Source organism: Mesorhizobium sp. M0862 (assembly GCF_040319795.1).
Classification (GTDB): domain Bacteria; phylum Pseudomonadota; class Alphaproteobacteria; order Rhizobiales; family Rhizobiaceae; genus Mesorhizobium.
In genome coordinates, this window is sequence record NZ_JAMYOJ010000028.1 from 25916 (window position 1) to 44050 (window position 18135).

12 protein-coding genes are annotated in these 18135 nt (G+C 62.8%); 7 read left to right on the plus strand and 5 right to left on the minus strand.

Annotated elements, in window-relative coordinates:
* Window positions 1-39 precede the first annotated feature (39 nt).
* Both NKI15_RS28440 and NKI15_RS28445 read right to left on the minus strand, forming a co-directional pair.
* Complete coding sequence (locus NKI15_RS28440; RefSeq protein WP_031245290.1) at window positions 40-660, minus strand: ribonuclease D; 621 nt, start codon at window positions 658-660, stop codon at window positions 40-42.
* Between the two features lie 77 nt (window positions 661-737).
* Complete coding sequence (locus NKI15_RS28445) at window positions 738-2123, minus strand: M20/M25/M40 family metallo-hydrolase (protein WP_023704221.1); 1386 nt, start codon at window positions 2121-2123, stop codon at window positions 738-740.
* A gap of 444 nt (window positions 2124-2567) precedes the next feature.
* Between NKI15_RS28445 and polA the strand changes: the two genes are divergently transcribed.
* Both polA and NKI15_RS28455 read left to right on the plus strand, forming a co-directional pair.
* Window positions 2568-5495, plus strand: coding sequence for a DNA polymerase I (gene polA / locus NKI15_RS28450; protein WP_023704222.1), 2928 nt, complete (start codon window positions 2568-2570; stop codon window positions 5493-5495).
* Between the two features lie 7 nt (window positions 5496-5502).
* Window positions 5503-5991 (plus strand): macro domain-containing protein, encoded by a 489-nt coding sequence (locus tag NKI15_RS28455; protein WP_023691986.1) that lies wholly within the window; start codon window positions 5503-5505, stop codon window positions 5989-5991.
* A gap of 8 nt (window positions 5992-5999) precedes the next feature.
* Here NKI15_RS28455 and NKI15_RS28460 read toward each other — a convergent pair whose 3' ends face one another.
* On the minus strand, window positions 6000-6404 hold the full coding sequence (locus NKI15_RS28460) for a Fur family transcriptional regulator (protein WP_023686595.1): 405 nt from the start codon (window positions 6402-6404) through the stop codon (window positions 6000-6002).
* Between the two features lie 295 nt (window positions 6405-6699).
* Between NKI15_RS28460 and NKI15_RS28465 the strand changes: the two genes are divergently transcribed.
* The 5 genes from NKI15_RS28465 to amrB all read left to right on the plus strand — a co-directional run bounded on the left by NKI15_RS28465 (window position 6700) and on the right by amrB (window position 15015).
* A complete protein-coding gene (locus NKI15_RS28465) occupies window positions 6700-8919 on the plus strand; it encodes a caspase family protein (RefSeq protein WP_352460452.1) in 2220 nt (739 codons plus the stop codon).
* A 101-nt stretch (window positions 8920-9020) separates the two neighbouring features.
* Complete coding sequence (locus NKI15_RS28470; protein WP_245261352.1) at window positions 9021-9401, plus strand: hypothetical protein; 381 nt, start codon at window positions 9021-9023, stop codon at window positions 9399-9401.
* Window positions 9398-10111, plus strand: a complete 714-nt coding sequence (locus NKI15_RS28475; protein WP_023700125.1) for a DUF4760 domain-containing protein — start codon at window positions 9398-9400, stop codon at window positions 10109-10111. Before NKI15_RS28470 ends, NKI15_RS28475 begins: the two co-directional genes overlap by 4 nt.
* A gap of 33 nt (window positions 10112-10144) precedes the next feature.
* Window positions 10145-13147, plus strand: a complete 3003-nt coding sequence (locus NKI15_RS28480; RefSeq protein WP_352514967.1) for a hypothetical protein — start codon at window positions 10145-10147, stop codon at window positions 13145-13147.
* Window positions 13148-13296: 149 nt separating this feature from the next.
* A complete protein-coding gene (amrB, locus tag NKI15_RS28485) occupies window positions 13297-15015 on the plus strand; it encodes an AmmeMemoRadiSam system protein B (RefSeq protein WP_023751424.1) in 1719 nt (572 codons plus the stop codon).
* 29 nt (window positions 15016-15044) lie between these two features.
* On the opposite strand, the gene NKI15_RS28490 is transcribed toward amrB, so the two are convergent.
* Window positions 15045-16847, minus strand: a complete 1803-nt coding sequence (locus NKI15_RS28490; protein WP_352460450.1) for an MORN repeat-containing protein — start codon at window positions 16845-16847, stop codon at window positions 15045-15047.
* A 188-nt stretch (window positions 16848-17035) separates the two neighbouring features.
* Window positions 17036-18115, minus strand: a complete 1080-nt coding sequence (locus NKI15_RS28495; protein WP_023691993.1) for a trypsin-like serine peptidase — start codon at window positions 18113-18115, stop codon at window positions 17036-17038.
* Window positions 18116-18135: the final 20 nt, after the last annotated feature.

Here is an 18135-nt window from a genome sequence, read left to right on the forward strand (position 1 = left end):
TCTGGTTGCAAGGCTGCCGGAAGCGTTATCCGAAGGCCATCAGCTGTGGGCAAAAATATCCTCTTCGTCCCAACCCATCAAATCGAGCTTGGCACGCGTCGGCAGGAAGCAGAAGCAGGCGTCGGCTTCCTTGGTGCGCCCGTCCCGCGCCAGGCGTCCAGCCAGCACCTCGCGCAGACGGTGCAGATAGAGAACGTCGGAAGCGGCATATTCGAGCTGTTCGGGCGACAGGGTCTCGGCCGCCCAGTCCGACGACTGCTGCGCCTTCGACAGGCCGACGCCAAGCAGCTCGAAGCAGATGTCCTTCAAGCCGTGCCGGTCGGTATAGGTGCGGGTCAGCCGCGAGGCGATCTTGGTGCAGAACACCGGCTCCGGCATGACGCCGAAGGCGTTGTAGAGCACGGCGAGGTCGAAACGGCCGTAGTGGAACAGTTTCGATATGCCGCGGTTGCGCAGCAGGCTGACGAGGTTCGGCGCTTTCTTCTGGCCGGGCGCGATCTGGATCACGTCGGCCGAGCCATCGCCGGGCGAGATCTGCACCACGCACAGCCGGTCGCGGTGCGGGTTCAACCCCAGCGTCTCGGTATCGATGGCCACCGCGTCGACATTGTAGTGGGCGAGGTCGGGCAGATCGTTCTTGTGGAAGCGGATGTCGGGCATAGTTGTCTCCGGATCGCGGCGTAACTCGTCCTCGCCGCGATCCGCTGAAAAATCAACAAGAAAACTTCCCAGCCTCCTCAGCGCGTCAGCGCATCGAGAATGCGCGCCCAGGAGCGCTGGCCCTTGTGGAAGGAGGTCAGCTCGTATTTCTCGTTGGGCGAGTGGATGCGGTCGTCGTCGAGGCCGAACCCGACCAGCAGCGATTCCATGCCGAGATAGGTCTGGAAGTCGCCGACCACCGGTATCGAGCCGCCGCTGCCCGTTGTCACCGCTGGCTTCGGCCATTCATCCGACAGCGCAGTCTTGGCCTTGGCCAGGAATGGCGAGTCGTAGGAAAGCTGAATTGCCGGCCCGCCGCCATGCGGGTGGAATTCCACCGAGCAGTCGGCGGGAATGCGCGCCTCGACGAATTTTCGGAAGGCGGCGCGGACCTTCTCGGGGTCCTGCTTGTGGACGAGGCGGAAGGAGATTTTCGACGACGCTTCCGCGGCGATCACCGTCTTGAACCCCTTGCCAGTATAGCCGCCGATGATGCCGTTGAACTCGGCCGTCGGCCGCGCCCAGGTCAGTTCCAGCACCGAGCGGCCCCTCTCGCCCGACGGGATCGACAGGCCGATCGGCCCGAGGAAGCTTTCTGCGGTCTCGCCCAGCGTCTCCCATGACTTCAGGATCTGCGACGGCGTCTCCTCGACCCCGTCATAGAAACCGGGAATGGCGATGTGGCCGTTCTCGTCATGGATGTCGGCCAGGATTTTCGCCAGGATGCGGATCGGGTTGGCGGCGGCGCCGCCATAGAGGCCCGAATGCAGGTCGCGATCGGCGGCCTTGACCGTGACCTCCTCGCCGACCATTCCGCGCAGCGAAACGCAGATCGACGGCGTTTCGCGGTCCCACATGCCCGTATCGCAGACCAGCGCGAAATCGGCCTTCAGCTCATCGGCATTGGCCTCGAGGAACGGCTTCAGCGACGGCGAACCGGACTCCTCCTCGCCCTCGAACAGGATGGTGATGCGGCAAGGCAGATTGCCATGCACCTGCTTCCAGGCGCGGCAGGCCTCGACGAAAGTCATCAGCTGCCCCTTGTCGTCGGCCGAGCCACGGCCGGTGATTACCTTGTGACCGGGCTCGATCTCCTTGACCGCCGGTGCGAACGGGTCGTTCTCCCAAAGCTCGATCGGGTCGACCGGCTGCACGTCGTAATGGCCGTAAAACAGCACATGCGGCGAGCCGGCCGGGCCTTCATGCTGCGCAACCACCATCGGGTGTCCCGGCGTGTCGCGCACGGAAGCGTCGAAGCCGATCAGCTTGAGCTCCGACACCAGCCACTCCGCGGCCTTGCGGCAGTCGGCGGCATAGTCGGAATCGGTGGAGATCGACTTGATGCGGAGCAGGCCGAACAGGCGCTCCAGGCTCTGGTCGAGATTTTTATCGAGACGGTCGAGGACGGGGGTAATTGAGGACATGTCTTGCGGGCCTTTCTTTTCGGTGGCCGAACCGTAAAGGCAGCGCATCAAAACGAAAAGCCCGCGATCGTTAGACCACGCACCGTAACCACTTTTCAGAAGGCAAAAAAGAACCGCCGTGGTGGAGGGGAACCACGGCGGTCTTTACTCGAAACGATGCGGCAGCCCGGAGAGGGGGGATAGGCTGCCGCAATTGTCCGGGATAGGCGGGGGACGGGCCTTGCTCCGGACTCGGCGAAAACTGCCGATGACCTTTATTTGTGTCTCGGATCGTGGCGTTTCAAGGGCACAAAAATTACACTTTTGTAACATCGCCGTGAGCGCCGAGGCAAACAGCAGCAGGGCCTATCGGCAGGCAGGCTCTGTCAGCATGTCGCCGCAACACCTGTTGGAAGCCCGCCTTTGCCATGGACCGCGCCGTCCCGCCGCGCTATCCCTGCCGGCATGAAAAAAGGCGATCATCTCTTCCTTATCGACGGCTCCGGTTACATCTTTCGCGCCTATCATGCGCTGCCGCCGCTAACCCGCAAATCCGATGGGCTACCGGTCGGCGCGGTCTCCGGCTTCTGCAACATGTTGTGGAAGCTGATGCAGGACGCCCGCAACACCGATGTAGGCATTGTGCCGACGCATTTAGCGGTCATTTTCGATTATTCGTCGAAAACCTTCCGCAACGATCTCTACCCGGAATACAAGGCAAACCGCAACGCGCCGCCCGAAGACCTGATCCCGCAATTCGGTCTGATCCGCCAGGCAACCGTGGCCTTCAACCTGCCTTGCATCGAGATCGAAGGCTACGAGGCCGACGACCTCATCGCCACTTATGCCAGGCTGGCGTGCGAGGCCGGCGGCGACACCACTATCATCTCCTCCGACAAGGATCTGATGCAGCTGGTCGGACCCACGGTCGGCATGTACGACCCGATGAAGGACCGCCAGATCGGCATCCCCGAAGTCATCGAGAAATGGGGCGTGCCGCCGGAAAAGATGATCGACCTGCAGGCGCTGACCGGCGACTCCGTCGACAATGTGCCGGGCGTACCCGGCATCGGGCCGAAGACGGCGGCGCAATTGCTGGAACAGTTCGGGGACCTTGACGGGTTGCTCGCAAGGGCCAGCGAGATCAAGCAGGAAAAAAGGCGTGAATCGATCATCGCCAATGCCGACAAGGCGCGCATATCGCGCCAGTTGGTGACGCTGAAGAACGACGTGCCGGTGACCGACGGGCTCGACGATTTCGTGCTGCATGCGCCGGATGGGCCGAAGCTGATCGGCTTTCTCAAGACCATGGAATTCACCTCGCTGACCCGGCGCGTTGCTGAAGCGACCAGCACCGAAGCAGGCGATGTGCAGGCTGTCGCCGTCACCGTCGAGCGCGCCGACAATGCGCATGGCCCCGATGTCGGCTCCGGCACACCGGCGCCTGCGGCAACACAGGATGAAGCCAAAACCGAAACCGCCAAGGCCGGCGACGCCCCTTCGCTGCTTGCCGCACTTCGCCTGGAAACGGCCACCGCGGCCAAAATCGATCCCGCCGCCTATGTCGCCATCCGCGACACGCCGACGCTCAAGGCCTGGCTGGCCCAGGCCAAGGAGACCGGAACCGTCGCCTTCGACACCGAAACCACGTCTTCCGATCCGATGCTGGCCGACCTCATCGGTTTCTCTCTGGCGATCGGCCCCGGCCGCGCCGCCTATGTGCCGCTCGCCCACAAGAGCGGCGCCGGCGACCTGCTCGGCGGCGGCACGCTGGAGAACCAGATTCCGGTCCGCGAGGCGCTGGCGCTGCTGAAGCCGCTGCTGGAAGACAAATCGGTGCTCAAGATCGCCCAGGACGCCAAATACGACATCGTCGTCATGAGCCGCCACGGCATCGATATCGCGCCCTTCGACGATACTATGCTGATCTCCTATGTGCTCGATGCCGGCACCGGCCACCACACTTTGTCCTCGCTTGCCGACAAATGGCTCGGCCATGCCACGACGCCGCTCAAGGATCTCGCGGGCTCCGGCAGAAGCTCGGTCGGGTTCGACCAGGTCGACATCGACCGGGCGACCGCCTACGCCGCCGGCCATGCCGACGTAGCGCTGCGGCTATGGCAGGTGCTGAAGCCGCGGCTGGCCGCCAAGGGCCTGGTCTCGGTCTATGAGCGGCTGGAGCGGCCGCTGGTGCCGGTGCTGGCGCGGATGGAGCAGCGCGGCATCTCGGTCGACCGCCAGATCCTGTCGCGGCTCTCCGGCGAGCTGGCGCAAGGCGCCGCACGCCTGGAAGAGGAAATCTACGGCCTTGTCGGCGAGCGCATCAACATCGGGTCGCCAAAGCAGCTGGGCGACATCCTGTTCGGCCGCATGGGCCTGCCCGGCGGCTCCAAGACCAAGACCGGGCAATGGTCGACTTCCGCGCAGCTTCTGGAAGACCTCGCCGCCGAAGGCCACGAACTGCCGCGCAAGATCGTCGACTGGCGCCAGCTGACCAAGCTGAAATCGACCTATACCGACGCGCTGCCGGGCTTCATCCATCCCGACACCAGGCGCGTCCACACCTCCTATGCGCTGGCCGCGACGACCACGGGCCGGCTGTCTTCCTCCGACCCCAATCTGCAGAACATCCCGGTGCGCACCGCGGAGGGACGCAAGATCAGGACCGCCTTCATCGCCGACAAGGGCCAGAAACTGGTCTCGGCCGACTACAGCCAGATCGAATTGCGCGTGCTTGCCCACGTCGCCGAAATCCCGCAGTTGAAGCAAGCCTTCGCCGATGGCGCCGACATCCACGCCATCACCGCCTCGGAAATGTTCAACGTGCCGGTCGAAGGCATGCCGTCCGAAGTGCGCCGCCGCGCCAAGGCGATCAATTTCGGCATCATCTACGGCATCTCGGCCTTTGGGCTGGCCAACCAGCTGTCGATCCCGCGCGAGGAGGCCGGCGCCTACATCAAGAAATACTTCGAGCGTTTCCCCGGCATCCGCGACTATATCGAGGCAACAAAAGCCTATGCCCGCGAGCATGGCTTCGTCGAAACCATCTTCGGCCGCCGCATCCACTATCCTGAGATCCGGTCGTCAAACCCGTCGATCCGTGCCTTCAACGAGCGCGCCTCGATCAACGCCAGGCTGCAAGGCACCGCTGCCGATATCATCCGCCGCGCCATGGTGCATATGGACGAGGCGCTGGAAAAGGCCGGCCTGTCCGCCCGCATGCTCTTGCAGGTGCATGACGAATTGATCTTCGAGACGGTTGAAGCGGAAGTCGAGGCGACGATCCCCGTGGTGCGCAGGGTGATGGAGAACGCGCCGATGCCGGCCATCTCGATGTCGGTGCCGCTGCATGTCGATGCCCGCGCAGCGAACAACTGGGACGAGGCGCATTGAAGGTGCGATGATTGTCTTTGTCACCGGAGACCTGCTGGCCGCCCAGGAAAGCTATATCGCTCAAGGCGTGGCAGAGGGCAATCAAGAGGGCCTTGGCACCGGACTTGCGCTGAAGATTTCGAAAAAGTGGCCGAATGTGCAGGCTGCGTTCAAGAAATATGCTCGGACCGGCAGGTTTATTGGGGGTCATATCTGGACATTGGAGCCAGACGGCAATCAGCCGGGCTTCATTTATCTGGCAACCCAGCCAGATATGTATCACGCCACGCTTCCCTATTTACGGAAAGCAGTTCGCGGGCTTGTGAAATGGGCCGACAAAAACCGGGTAGAATCCATCGCCTTGCCAAAAATCGGGTCTGGGCTTGGCAAATTATCTTGGCTCGACGAGGTGAAACCCCTGCTTATGGAGCAGCTAACACCTGGGCCTACGCGGTACGTCGTCTATGAGACATTCTTGAACGAATTCGAGAATAGCGCACCGCCTCGGCTCAAGTAGGAAGCAAGCTAAGCCGCCTCAGCCAGGCACTTGGCACACGTCCCCCGAAACTCGATGACCGCCTTCTTCGCAGCAAACCCGGTCGAGCGCACCCATTCGTCCAGCCGGTGGCCGACGTCATGGTCGGACATCTCCATCACCTGCCCGCATGTGTCGCAGATAGCGAAGGCTGTCATCGAATGCGTATGGTCGTGCGGTTCGGCGCAGGCGACGAAGGAGTTGAGGCTTTCCAACCGGTGCACGAAGCCTGACTTCACCAGGCTGTCGAGCGCCCTATAGACCTGTAGCGGCGCGCGGAAACCGCGCTCGCGCAGCTGGTCGAGAAGCGTATAGGCGCTGAGCGGTCCGCTGGCGGCCTCAAGCTTTTCGAGCACGCTCAGCTGATTCTTCGTCAGCACATCCCTTGCCGCCATGATCCCGTTTTCCGATCGTTTAGAGCATGATGCCGAAAAGTGTGAAGCGGTTCTCGGACGACATCATGTTCTATCTGTTTGATCCAGCGCCGCTCGCAAATCATTTCTGCCATGCGGCGGTCTCAATTCCCTTGAGATAGCGATGAAGCAGGCTTTTTGCCACTGTTTCCGTTATCGCCATCGACACCATGACCACCACCGCCGATTGACGGCACCGACCACATTCAAAATACTGACAAAATTCGCGACGAAAGGTGCCGCACTTGCAAATTCGATCGGGCTTGGGGAAGCAATTATGATCAAACTGACACGACGGACGCTGCTCGTCGGCACGTCGGCGCTTGTGGCTGCCGGTACGGTTTCGTTCCGCGCTCTCGCCGCCTCGCGCACCTATCACGCGCTGCTGGTTGCCTGCACCGACTATCCGAACCTGCCGCAGAAGAACTGGCTGATCGGGCCGAAGAACGATGCCGGCCTGGTGCGCGACTATCTCCTGAAGAACACGCCCGATCCGGTGAAGTTCTCGGCCGAGAATGTGATCCTGCTCGCCAAGGACGTCGAAGGCGCCAACGGCCCGCCGACGCATGCGGCGATCAAGGCCGCCCTTGCCGACCTCGCCGGCAAGGTGCAACGCGACGATTTCGTCTATCTGCATCTGTCGGGCCACGGCGCCCAGCAGCCGCAAGCCAAGGCCGGTGACGAGACCGACGGCCTCGACGAGATTTTCCTGCCGTCCGATATCGACAAATGGATCAACCGCGAAGAGGGCGTGCCGAACGCGCTGGTCGACAACGAGGTCGGCGCCGCACTCGACGCCATCCGCGACAAGGGCGCCTTTGTCTGGGTGGTGTTCGACTGCTGCCATTCGGGCACCGCGACGCGCGCCGCGGAAGTCGATGACGAACTGGAGCGCAAGGTCGAGTTCGCCGACCTCGTCGGCGGCGACAACGCGGCGAGAGCAGCGGCGGTGAAGGCCTATGACGACATCTCGGCAAGCGCATCGCGCGGTTTCGACGAGAATGGCGGCCGCAAGCCGGCCTTCAACCTGACGCCGACCGGCGCAGAGCCGATCGCCAGGGGCAAGCTGGTCGCCTTCTATGCCGCGCAGACGGTCGAGACGACGCCGGAAATGCCGCTGCCCAAGGGCACGCCCGACGCGCCGCGCTTCGGCCTGTTCACCTTCACCATCCTGTCGAAATTGGCCGAGAACCCCAACGTCACCTATCGCCAGCTCGGCCAGGCCGTGCTGCAGCAATATTCGGCCGACGGCCGCACAAGGCCGACGCCCCTGTTCGAGGGCGAACTGGACGCCCGCGTGTTCGGCACCGACAAGACCGACGCCGTCATGCAATGGCCGATTGCCGTCAAGGACGGCGATGTCGCGATCGGCGCCGGGCTGCTGCAGGGTCTGACCCCCGGCAGCAAGCTCGCCATTTTGCCTTCGGCGCTGTCGAAGCTCTCCGACGCCGTCGGCTATCTCGAAGTGAAATTGGCAAAAAACCTCGAAAGCCAGCTCGCACCGGTCGAATTCGACGGCAAGCCGGCGCTTGCGCCGACGGCGGTGCCCGCCGGCGCCTATGCGCGCGTTGCCGAACTCGCAGTCGACTACAAGCTGCTGGTGGCAAAGCCGGCGCCGACCGCAGGGCTCGATAAAGAAACCGAGCTGGTCAATTCGGTTCTGGACGAATTGGTGGCGAAGCCGAAGTCCGGCTTCCACATCGCGCTGGTCGAGCCCGGCAAGAGCGCCGATCTGCGGCTTGCGGTGCTGCGCGAAAAATCCATGGACGGCGCTGCCGCCAACGCCAGCGACGAACCGGCGCTGTGGTTCCTGCCGGCGTCCGGCGACATCAGCTTGAAGGACGGCAGCAAGCCGCCGCGCATCGTCATCCATCAGGATGGCCGCGACAAGCTTGCGGAAAACACAGCCAAGAACCTGACCACGATCTTCCGCGCCACCGGCCTGTCGCGGCTCGCCGCGGCGTCCGACTACCGGCCGGACGAGGTCAGCGTCCAGTTCCTGATCAAGCGCCAGGACAGCGATGTGCTGGAGCCGATCGAATCCTCGACGGTGCCGCGCGTTTCGCCGGGCGATCAGGTACACATTGCGGCCAAGAACGGGTCCGACGAGTTCGTCGACATCAACGTGCTCTACATCGGCAGCGACTATTCGATCACCCATATCGTCGCCGAGCGGCTGGCGCCGATCAACCAGCAGGCCGATCAGGGCCTGAAGGAAGGGCTGCTCGCCTTCACCGACACCAGCTTCGGCATGGAGCGCATGATTGCCGTGCTGACCGAGGCGCCGCCGCAGAGCGAGAAAGAGGATCTGAGCTTTCTTGCCCAGGAAGGCGTGCGCGCCGTGACGCGTGCCGCATCGGGAACGCCTGGTTTTTCCGACATGCTGGCCGACATCGGCATGGCGCCGGCGACGCGCTCGGTGATGCGGCTTGCCGACGAGAGCGGTCCCAAAGGCGCGGTGATGATCTTCCCGATGGAGACGGTGCCCCGCGCCTGACCTGACATCGCTTCGCCGGCTCTTGCCGGCGTGATATATGAACATTCCCGGCTCGCGACACTTCTATGCGCCGCGGCTGAATGCAACAGATGAGGACATCAGTGACTATCCCCGTGCTCTCCTGGCGTGCAGCGACGGCCGGCCTTGCCGGAAGCCTGTTGCTGGTTGCCAGCGCCTCGGCGGACGAGAATTGCGGCCTGTGCGCCAAGCAGATCGTCACCAACTCCGAGCTCGCCACCTGCTTTCTCGACCAGTACGACCAGATCGCCAAGACCGGCAACACGGCCGTTGTCGTCGATCTCTCCAGCTGCGCCTCGCGCGGCGTGGTCGAGCCCTTGCCGTCACCCAGCAAGGCGGCTGCCGAACCGGACGTGCAGTTCATGATTTCGCGCACGCAGCTCGATTGCCTGAAAAAGAAGCTGGAGACACCCGGCATCGTGCTCGATCCCACCGCCATTATCCGACTGGACAGCTGCGGATGAAAAAGCCGGGGGGCACTGCAACGCAAAAATCGCCAGCCACATCGGCGCCGGCACCGGCCAAGAAGCCGGCGACCTTGCCCGAAACCACCGAAGGCTTTCCGTGGCCGAGCAGTCACGAGATCAAGAAGGAAGCCAACCCGTTCACCGACCGCGACTGGCGCATGCTGATCTATGCCTGGTCGGGTCTCGCCGTGCGCCTGGCGATCGTCTTCACCTTGGGCTTCTCGGTCTTCCAGTTTCTGGCAAACCAGGAACAGAAGCGCGTCGAGCAGACGATGTCGCTGGTCGAGCTTTGGGAAAGCAAGGATTTTCAGCAGGCGCAGCGCGCGCTCAAGGAGCGCCTCTCGTCGCTCAACGCCAAATACGACAATCTGCTCAGCGCCACGCCGTCGCCGACCGAGGAACGGGTCTTCCGGCAACGCATTGGCATTGAGGCGATGACTGCCGGCGGCGGCACCATGCCGATCGCCGATTTCAACGACAATTTTGATCGCATCGTCTATTTCCTCAATCGTCTCTCCATCTGCGTTGAGGGCAAGCTCTGTTCGCGCGATGTCGCCGATGCCTATTTCCGCGACTATGCGGTGTCGTTCTGGAGCTATTTTGCCGGCTACATCGAAAAAGAGCGCAAGGCCGGTTCCGCCAGTTATGCCCAGGCGATCGAGAATTATGTGCGTCACGGGTCGGCGCCGCCCGCCGACTCCAAATAGCGGCGCAACAAGGTGCCGGGCAGCTCCCATCCCTTGCGTGCTATCCGGTGGCTAATCCTGGTCGGTCTTCTGGCGTTAACGTCAACCGCCGGTGCCGAGGACCTCGATTTCCACCTCGATCTCAACACCGGCGGCCACAGCGCCAGGGTCACCGACCTTGCCTTCACGCCGGACGGCGAGGAACTGGTCTCCGCATCTGACGACAAGACCATCCGCATCTGGGACTGGCAGAGCGGGGTGACGCTGCGCACCATTCGCGGCTATCTTGGCAATGGCAATGACGGCAAGGTCTTTGCGATTGCCGTGTCGCCGGATGGCAAGACGATCGCCGCCGGCGGTTATTTCGGCGCCGGCATCGGCGACAAGCCCCCTTATGGCGATATCAGGCTGTTCGATTTCGCCACCGGCAGGATCAAAACCGTGCTCAAGGCCGCCGACTATGCCATCTATGATGTCGCCTTTTCACCCGACGGAAACACGCTCGCCGCCGGCGGTGGCGATGGTTTCGTCTACCTCTGGCGGGCGGACGACAAATCCGCGTCGGGCTGGACGCTGGCGGAAAAATTCGATGCCGATTCCTGGCGTGTGGAAAAGCTCGCCTTCGCCGCTGCGGGAACCCGGCTGGCAGCGACGACCACCGACAATGGCATCCGGCTCTGGGACGTCGCCAAGTCAGAGGAAATCGCTTTGCCCGCCGAGGCCGAACCGCTGCGCGATGTCGGCGTCGCCGCACTCGCCGTGTCATTGGATGGCAGCCTGTTCGCCACCGGCAGCAAGGACGGCGACGTCCAGCTCTGGCAGGCCAGCACCGGCAAATTCGTCCGCGCCATGCCGAAGCGGGATTTCCAGATCGGCGCTCTGAGCTTCGCGACGGGTTCGCGGCTTGTGGCGTCATGCAGCTATCGCTGCGCCGACAAGCATCGCTCGGTGGTCTGGAATACCGACAGCGGCGAGCAACTGCTCGACTATAACGGCCATGACGGCACGGTCTTTGCTGGCGCCGGCAATGCCGACGGCTCGCTGGTGGCGACAGCCGGCGGCACCCGCAACGCCATCCAGGTCTGGAACCCCATGACCGGCGAGCGCAAGGCGCTGCTGCAAGGGGTCGGCGAACCGGTGACGGCGATCGGGATCGATGCGGCGAGCAGCTCCATCGCTTGGGGCAACACCAACCCCTGCCCTGAACGCGTGTCCTGTCCCGAGCTGCAGGGCACGCTGGACAAGGTGCTGGCGCTACCGACGGCCGAGCGGTTCTTCGAGGACCCGGTGGCGTTTGCGGAACAGGGCGCCTATGCCCGCGCGGCACTCGCAGAGGGTGAGTGGTCGCTCCGTGCTGCCCCCGGCGGCAAGGACGGCCTGGAGAATGCCGTGCTCGAAATCGCGAGCGGCGGAAAGGTGATGCACAGCATCGAGAATGCCGCCACCAATGGCTTCGTCCATTCGGCTTACACGCTGATCGGCAATGGGCTTGGCCTGATCACCGGCGGCAGCGACGGCACGCTGTTGGAATACAAAACCGCGACCGCCGAGCTATCGGGTGAATTCACCGGCCACACCGGCGAGATCAACGCCATGGTTGCCGCCGAGAAGGAAGGGCTGTTGGTCACCGGCAGCGCCGACCAGACCGTGCGGCTGTGGAATTTGAAGACACACAAACTGATAGTGTCGATGTTCTTCGCCGGCTCCGAATGGATCGCCTGGATGCCGCAGGGCTACTATTATTCCTCCGCCGACGGCGACAAGTTGATAGGCTGGCACGTCAATCAGGGTCGCGACCACGAAGGGCGTTTCATCAGCGCCGGCCAGCTGAAAAAATATCTCTGGAGCCCGGAAATGGTGCGCCGGGCCATCATCCTGCGCAGCGCCGAACAGGCGGTTCAGGAAATGCGCCCCGGCGTCGACCGCCAGCTGGAAAAGCTGCTCGAGCGCAAACCGCCGGAATTCGGCATCAAGCTTGCCGCCGACCAGAGCAACGTCCGCGAGGGCTATGTCGCCGTCGAGATTTCGGGCGCGCAGGAAGCCGGCGCCGATGTCGCCGGATTTTCGATCCTGTCGAACAGCCGCAATGTCGGCAATGTCACGGCGCGCTCGGCCGATGGCGGCAAGAGCACCATCGTCGAAGTGCCGGTCGAGAATGGCGAAAATACCATTCGCATCACCGGCACCAACGAGTTCGGCTATCTGACCGAGCGCAGTGTCACAGCACTTGGCAGGAAAACCGAAAAGCCCGCCAACAAGGGCAAGCTCTACGTCGCCGTGATCGGCGTCGACAAATATCCTTTCCTCACCGATGCATGCGCCGGCCACGCCTGCGATCTGCGCTATCCCGTCGATGACGCCACCGAATTCCTCAAGGTGATCTCGCAGAAATCCGCGCCCTTGTTTTCGGCGATGGAGACGCTGGTTCTGGTCAACCGCGAAGCGCTGGATGAGGCGCCCGATTCCGGCAAGGACGTGTTCAAGGTCGCCAGCGCCGACACCATCCTGGAACCGGATTCCGACACGATCAACGACCAGCTCGCCGACTTTCTCGACAGACCCGGCGAGAACGACACCACCATCATTTTCGTCGCCGGTCACGGCATCAACATCGACGAAGATTATTATTTCATCCCCACGGACGGCCGCAAACAGGATGCCGACCGCTGGAAGCGCTCCTCGCTGGTCGACTGGGGCGACATCCAGAAATCGGTTGAGCGGGCCAAGGGCATGCGCTTCATGCTGCTCGACACCTGCCACGCCGCCAACGCCTTCAACCCGCGCCTGGAAAAAGACGCGCAGGACGCACGCATCGTCGTCTTCTCGGCCACCGCTGCCAACAACACCGCCGCCGAACTGCCCGAGCTCGGCCATGGCGTCTTCACCTATTCGATCCTCGAAGGCCTGCGCGGCCGGGCCAAGACCTCCGACGGCGGCGTGACGCTGTTCGGCCTCGCCGACTACATCTCGCGCGAAGTGCTGCGGCTGACCGCGTCCAAGCAGAAGCCGTTCTACTATGTCGGCGGCGTGGAGAACATTGTGCTGGCTGAGCCGTGAGAGGTCGGCACCCAGGCACCCGCCTCTGGCCTGCCGGCCATCTCCCCCGCAAGGGGGGAGATCAGTCTCTTCATTGCTGGAGATCTATTTTCAAGGTTGGTGATTGGCGAAAGTCGAGGCGACATCCAATCTCCCCCCTTGCGGGGGAGATGTCCGGCAGGACAGCGGGGGGTGCCTGGGCACGGACCAGCATTCTGATCTTTGCCACCGCCTTGCTTATCCTCTCAGTGCTTCAAGCGTCTGCCGCCCCCATCACCTGCCCGCCCGGCGACACAAACTTCCCGTCCTTCTACTCCGACCCCACACTCTTCACCGACGCCATCGCCGCCGTCGCCAGAATCGAGCCGTCCAACCAACGCCTCACCGGCATCACAGTCCCCCACCACCTGCTCGTCGCAGATCTCGTCGCACTCGGTTTCCACGCCGCGTCCGGCTTCCGCTACAAGCGCATCGTCATCCTGTCGCCGGACCATTTCCATAAGACGCAGAAACTCTTCGCCACCACGACGCGCGGCTTCGACACTGTGCTTGGCCCGGTCCTGGCCGACACGGCAGCCCTGCGCCTTATCCAGGCGAACAGCGAGATGGTCGAGGACTCCTGCCTCTTCGCCAAGGAGCACGGCGTTCAAGCCATGCTGCCCTTCCTGCACCATTATTTTCCCGAGGCAACCATCGTGCCGGTGGCGATGTCGGTCAAGGCGAAGCGCGGCGACTGGGACCGGCTGGCGCAGGCGCTGAAAGCGATCGTCGACAAGGACACGCTGATCGTCGAATCCACCGATTTCTCACATTATCTGCCGCAGCACGAAGCCAGGCGTTTCGACCAGCAGACGCTGAACATGCTCGCCGCCGGTTCGCTCGACGGCATCACGGCGCTGCGCCAGCCGGATCACGCCGATTCGGTCGGTGCGCTCTATATCCAGACCAGGCTGCAGCGCGAACTGTTCGGTGCTGCGCCGCTGGTCGTCGCCAACGAGAACTCGCAGGCGCATTCAAGCGACTATGTCGAGCGCACCACCAGCTATGTCGTGGCGCTGTTCGGCGCCTTCGGCCCCGGCATCAACAATCCTGCCCGTCCCGACGACAAGCTCTACTATTTCGCGGGCGACGTGAATTTCGGCCGCGCCATGAAGAAGATCCTGGTCCGCGACGGTGTTGCCGAGAAGATCGTCGAAAGCGTGCTGGCCCTGACCCGCTCGCGGCCGCTGATCGTCAATCTCGAAGGCGTGATCCTGCCCAACGTCCCTGAGGCGATCGACGACATGACGCTGGCCATGCCCGCAGACCTCGCCATCGACATGCTCAAGAAATTGCATGTCGCCGCTGTCAGCCTCGCCAACAATCACGCCTACGACCTCGGCCCGTCAGGCTATGCCGAGACGCTGGCCGCACTCGATGCGGCCGGCATCGCCCATTTCGGCCAGGGCGAGACGCTGGCGCTTGCCGATCTCGACTTGGTCGGGCTGACCGACATCGATACCAACGGCTCCAGGAACACCGACCTTCTGACGCCTGCTTTGCTCGACCGGCTGCTGCACGACAATGCCGAGCGGCCGGTGATTGCCTTCGTCCATTGGGGCCGCGAGTACAAGACGGAGCCGTCGCCGCACGAGGAGATGCTTGCCGACCAGATGCGGCTGCGCGGTGTCACGGCAATCGTCGGCGGTCATCCACATGTATCGAGCGAGGCGATCCTGCCGCTCGGCGGTGGCGATGTTGCGGAGATCTATTCGCTCGGCAATTTCCTGTTCGACCAGAAAGCCGAACGATCGTCCGGGTCGATGCTGGAACTCAGGGTGTTCAGCCAGGGCACGATCTTTGCCCGGCTGATCCCGCTGCCCAATTTTTTCGAGATGGGCTCGAAATGACGCGATTCCCGAAAGGACGTGACAGGACCTCAACAGCCTTGCAGATCTTCCGGCAGATAGCAGACCGCCGGCTTGGTGCTGGTTTCGAACAGCGACTGCTTCGGCCTGAAATAGAAGAACGTGGCCGGCTTGCTCTCGCGTGTGCTGCCATCGGCGAAATGGGCGGCGATGCTGAAGCGATGGATCGACGACATTGACGACCACATTTTCAGCCGTGCCGTGTAGGCGCTGAGATTCTTGTTGCCGCGCACCGGCATGGGGATGCTGTAATCGGTCTTGCCGATCGGAAATTCGATGTTCTGGTAGCGCAGCGCTTCGGGCGACGCGCCGCCGCCATCGCCGCATTCGGCGAGCGATTCTGGGACCTCGATGCTGACCAGCGAGACGATGACGCGAAACGGCTCGCTCTGCTGGTAGACAGCGCCCTGATCGTCCGCCCAGGAATAATCCAGCTTGCCAATCCCGGTCACGCTCATTTTCTCGACGCTGCCGCTGATGTAATCGGCAACGTCGCCGAATTTGACCTTGTTGGCCACCTGGGCGCGGCAGACATCCAGGCTGTCCCTTGACGGGCAAGTGAAGCGCTCGGTCTCGAGCGTGGTTGTGTCGACGCCGGCTTCAATCAGCACGTTCTTGATCGAGACGTCGACGCCGTCGCCGAAAGTGCCGATGTCCTTCGTGAACGTGCGGCTCGGCTCGCCGGTCGCGTTGTCCTCCTCGTCGGTCCTGGTGAACTGGATCGACATCTTCATGTCTTTCACTTCGCCCCAGCCATTGTTGACGATCGAGAAGTCGGGGCGGAAGCCGACGCAGCCATAATGCTCGCTGATCGACAGCATCGGCTTGCGGTAGGCCTCGCTCGCGGCCACCTTCATTTCCAGGCTGTCGATCTTGACCCTCGACTGGTCGGTGGTCTTGAGGTCGACTTCGGCGAAGGCCGGCGCCGTCTCCCAGTCCATGCCTTCATAGACATTGCCGGTACGAATCTCTGCGGTGCCGTTCCAGGCATCATTGTACTGGTCCGACACCGGATAGATCGCGATGTCTTCGTCGCGCACGAGATGCTGGTACTGCATGTCGGCCTGCTGCGTCATGCGCTGGTCGACGGCAATGCCGATCTCGACCTTGTCGGCGGAACCGCCGCCGGTCTGCGCCTTGAGCAACCCGCCCACTCTGGCATCGGCCAGCACGTCGGGGCGCGCACCGCCGATCTCCTTGCCCATCGCCCATTGCGACCAGTAGACGGTGCCGCCGGGCAGCCGGGTGCGGCCCTTGCCGTCCTTCAGCCCATCGGCAAAAGAGCCGACGAATATCTCGCCTGTCTTCGTCTCCAGCCTGCCCTCGCCATTCGGCACACCGGCCCTGAATTGCCCTTCATAGCGATTGCCGTCGGCATCGACATGGATCGCATGGCCGTCGAGCTGGCCGGCGACCCAACGGCCGTCGAGAACCTCGCCTGAACGCAGCTCCAGCCGGCCTTGTCCTTCGGGGCGGCCATTCCTGATCTCGCCGAAATAGCTGGAATAGATCGTCTTGGGGTCATAGCTCGCCGAGCCGCGTACGCGCCAGACCAGCCTGCCCTTGCCGTTGACGGTGCCGTCGGCTGCGACGGTGCGGTCCGGCGACACGCCGGCTGCCGGCTCCCAGGTGAAATCAAGACCCAATTCCGGGTGGGAATCCCAGACCCGTACATTCTTGCGCAGCACCGAACGTGTTTCGCTTTTATAGAGGATTTGCACCCGCTCGGCCCAGGCGCCATCGGGTGTGGCACCGCCTTGATCGGCCATAGCGGAAAAGCATGTCAGTGCGGCCAGCATGGATGCAGCCGCCATCGCTTTGACTCCGAAGATCATTCTTGCCCGCGCCATCTTACCCAACCCCTTGGATCGCCTAGCGTAAGCACCGCTGTAACACAGTGCAAGAGAGGTGTTTCGATACAAAAAAACCGGCGGCAGGAACGTCCCGCCGCCGGTTTGGTAGTGCTGGTTATCGCCGCTGTTTGCCGGCGAAAGATCGGGCCTTATTTGTACAGGCTGTTGATCCACGCCACGTTGGCAGCGTTCAGGCGCACCGCAGTGTTGGCGTTGGGGCTTTCGGCCACGTTCACGCCGGTGACGACGCGCTGCTTGGCGCCATTGTCGTAGGCGTAGACCGAGCTGCCGCTCGACCCCGGATAGGTGTCGCAGTCGTACTGGAAATACTCCGCGCCGACGTTTTCGGCTTTCACTTCGCAGGTCGCCTTCCACATCGTTCCCATCGGCTTGTCGCCGGGATAGCCAACGATGTTTGCGGTGAAATCGCCGAGGTTCTCATAGTTGGCATAACCCAGCCAGCCGAGATTGGTGCCGACATCCTGCTTCAGCGTAATGATGCCGAGGTCCCACGGAATGACCGAGCCGTAGTAACCCTGATAATTGTCGATGAAGCCCTGCAGGATATAGACGCTCTCGTAGCTGAAAGCGCCAAACGGTGCATCGTCGGCGGTGTTGCCGTTGAGCGACGGCACGAAGATGACGTCGTCGAGCCAAGCCTTGTCTTCATTGCTGTAGAGGCAATGCGCGGCGGTGAGCACCGTGCGCGGACCGATCAGGGTTCCCGAGCAGCTGCCGTAACCGCTCTTGGCTTTGCCTTCGATATACCCGATCGCGGTGAACGGGTAGGTCTTGGTGTTCTTGATCTGCTCGCGATCGTCGGCCCCGAACACCTGGCGGCCGGCTTCGTCGCCGCCCGTCAATCCGGTCTTGTCGGCGTTCGGTGTGTTGGCGGGCGCGTTCAATTCCTTGATGACAAGGTCCTTCAGCGTCTCGCCTGCATCGATCTTGATGTCCTTGCCATCGGCGGAACGTCCGACGATGCCATAGGATTTGACCGCCGTGCCCTCGTCGGTCAGCGGCGCTGCCCGGCTGGCTTCATCTTCGGTCAGTTTCGGCGGCGCGATCGGCTTTGCACGGCCGGGCTGGTAGTCGCCCGTTCCGAGATCGCGCATGCTTTCGCCATTGCCGGCATTCGCTGAGCCGGGATCGGCGGCGAAGGCAGGCATCGTCCACAGTGCGGTGGATAGCAGTGCGGACGCAATGATAGTGCTTGTCAGTTTCGTCATGGTGAGACTCTCCCAAAAGT

Bases quoted from the DNA above. Each gene is read 5' to 3' on its own strand.
- NKI15_RS28440 (WP_031245290.1), bottom strand. From the start codon at position 660: ATGCCCGACATCCGCTTCCACAAGAACGATCTGCCCGACCTCGCCCAC.
- NKI15_RS28445 (WP_023704221.1), bottom strand. From the start codon at position 2,123: ATGTCCTCAATTACCCCCGTCCTCGACCGTCTCGATAAAAATCTCGAC.
- polA (WP_023704222.1), top strand. From the start codon at position 2,568: ATGAAAAAAGGCGATCATCTCTTCCTTATCGACGGCTCCGGTTACATC.
- NKI15_RS28455 (WP_023691986.1), top strand. From the start codon at position 5,503: ATGATTGTCTTTGTCACCGGAGACCTGCTGGCCGCCCAGGAAAGCTAT.
- NKI15_RS28460 (WP_023686595.1), bottom strand. From the start codon at position 6,404: ATGGCGGCAAGGGATGTGCTGACGAAGAATCAGCTGAGCGTGCTCGAA.
- NKI15_RS28465 (WP_352460452.1), top strand. From the start codon at position 6,700: ATGATCAAACTGACACGACGGACGCTGCTCGTCGGCACGTCGGCGCTT.
- NKI15_RS28475 (WP_023700125.1), top strand. From the start codon at position 9,398: ATGAAAAAGCCGGGGGGCACTGCAACGCAAAAATCGCCAGCCACATCG.
- amrB (WP_023751424.1), top strand. From the start codon at position 13,297: ATGTCCGGCAGGACAGCGGGGGGTGCCTGGGCACGGACCAGCATTCTG.
- NKI15_RS28490 (WP_352460450.1), bottom strand. From the start codon at position 16,847: ATGGCGGCTGCATCCATGCTGGCCGCACTGACATGCTTTTCCGCTATG.
- NKI15_RS28495 (WP_023691993.1), bottom strand. From the start codon at position 18,115: ATGACGAAACTGACAAGCACTATCATTGCGTCCGCACTGCTATCCACC.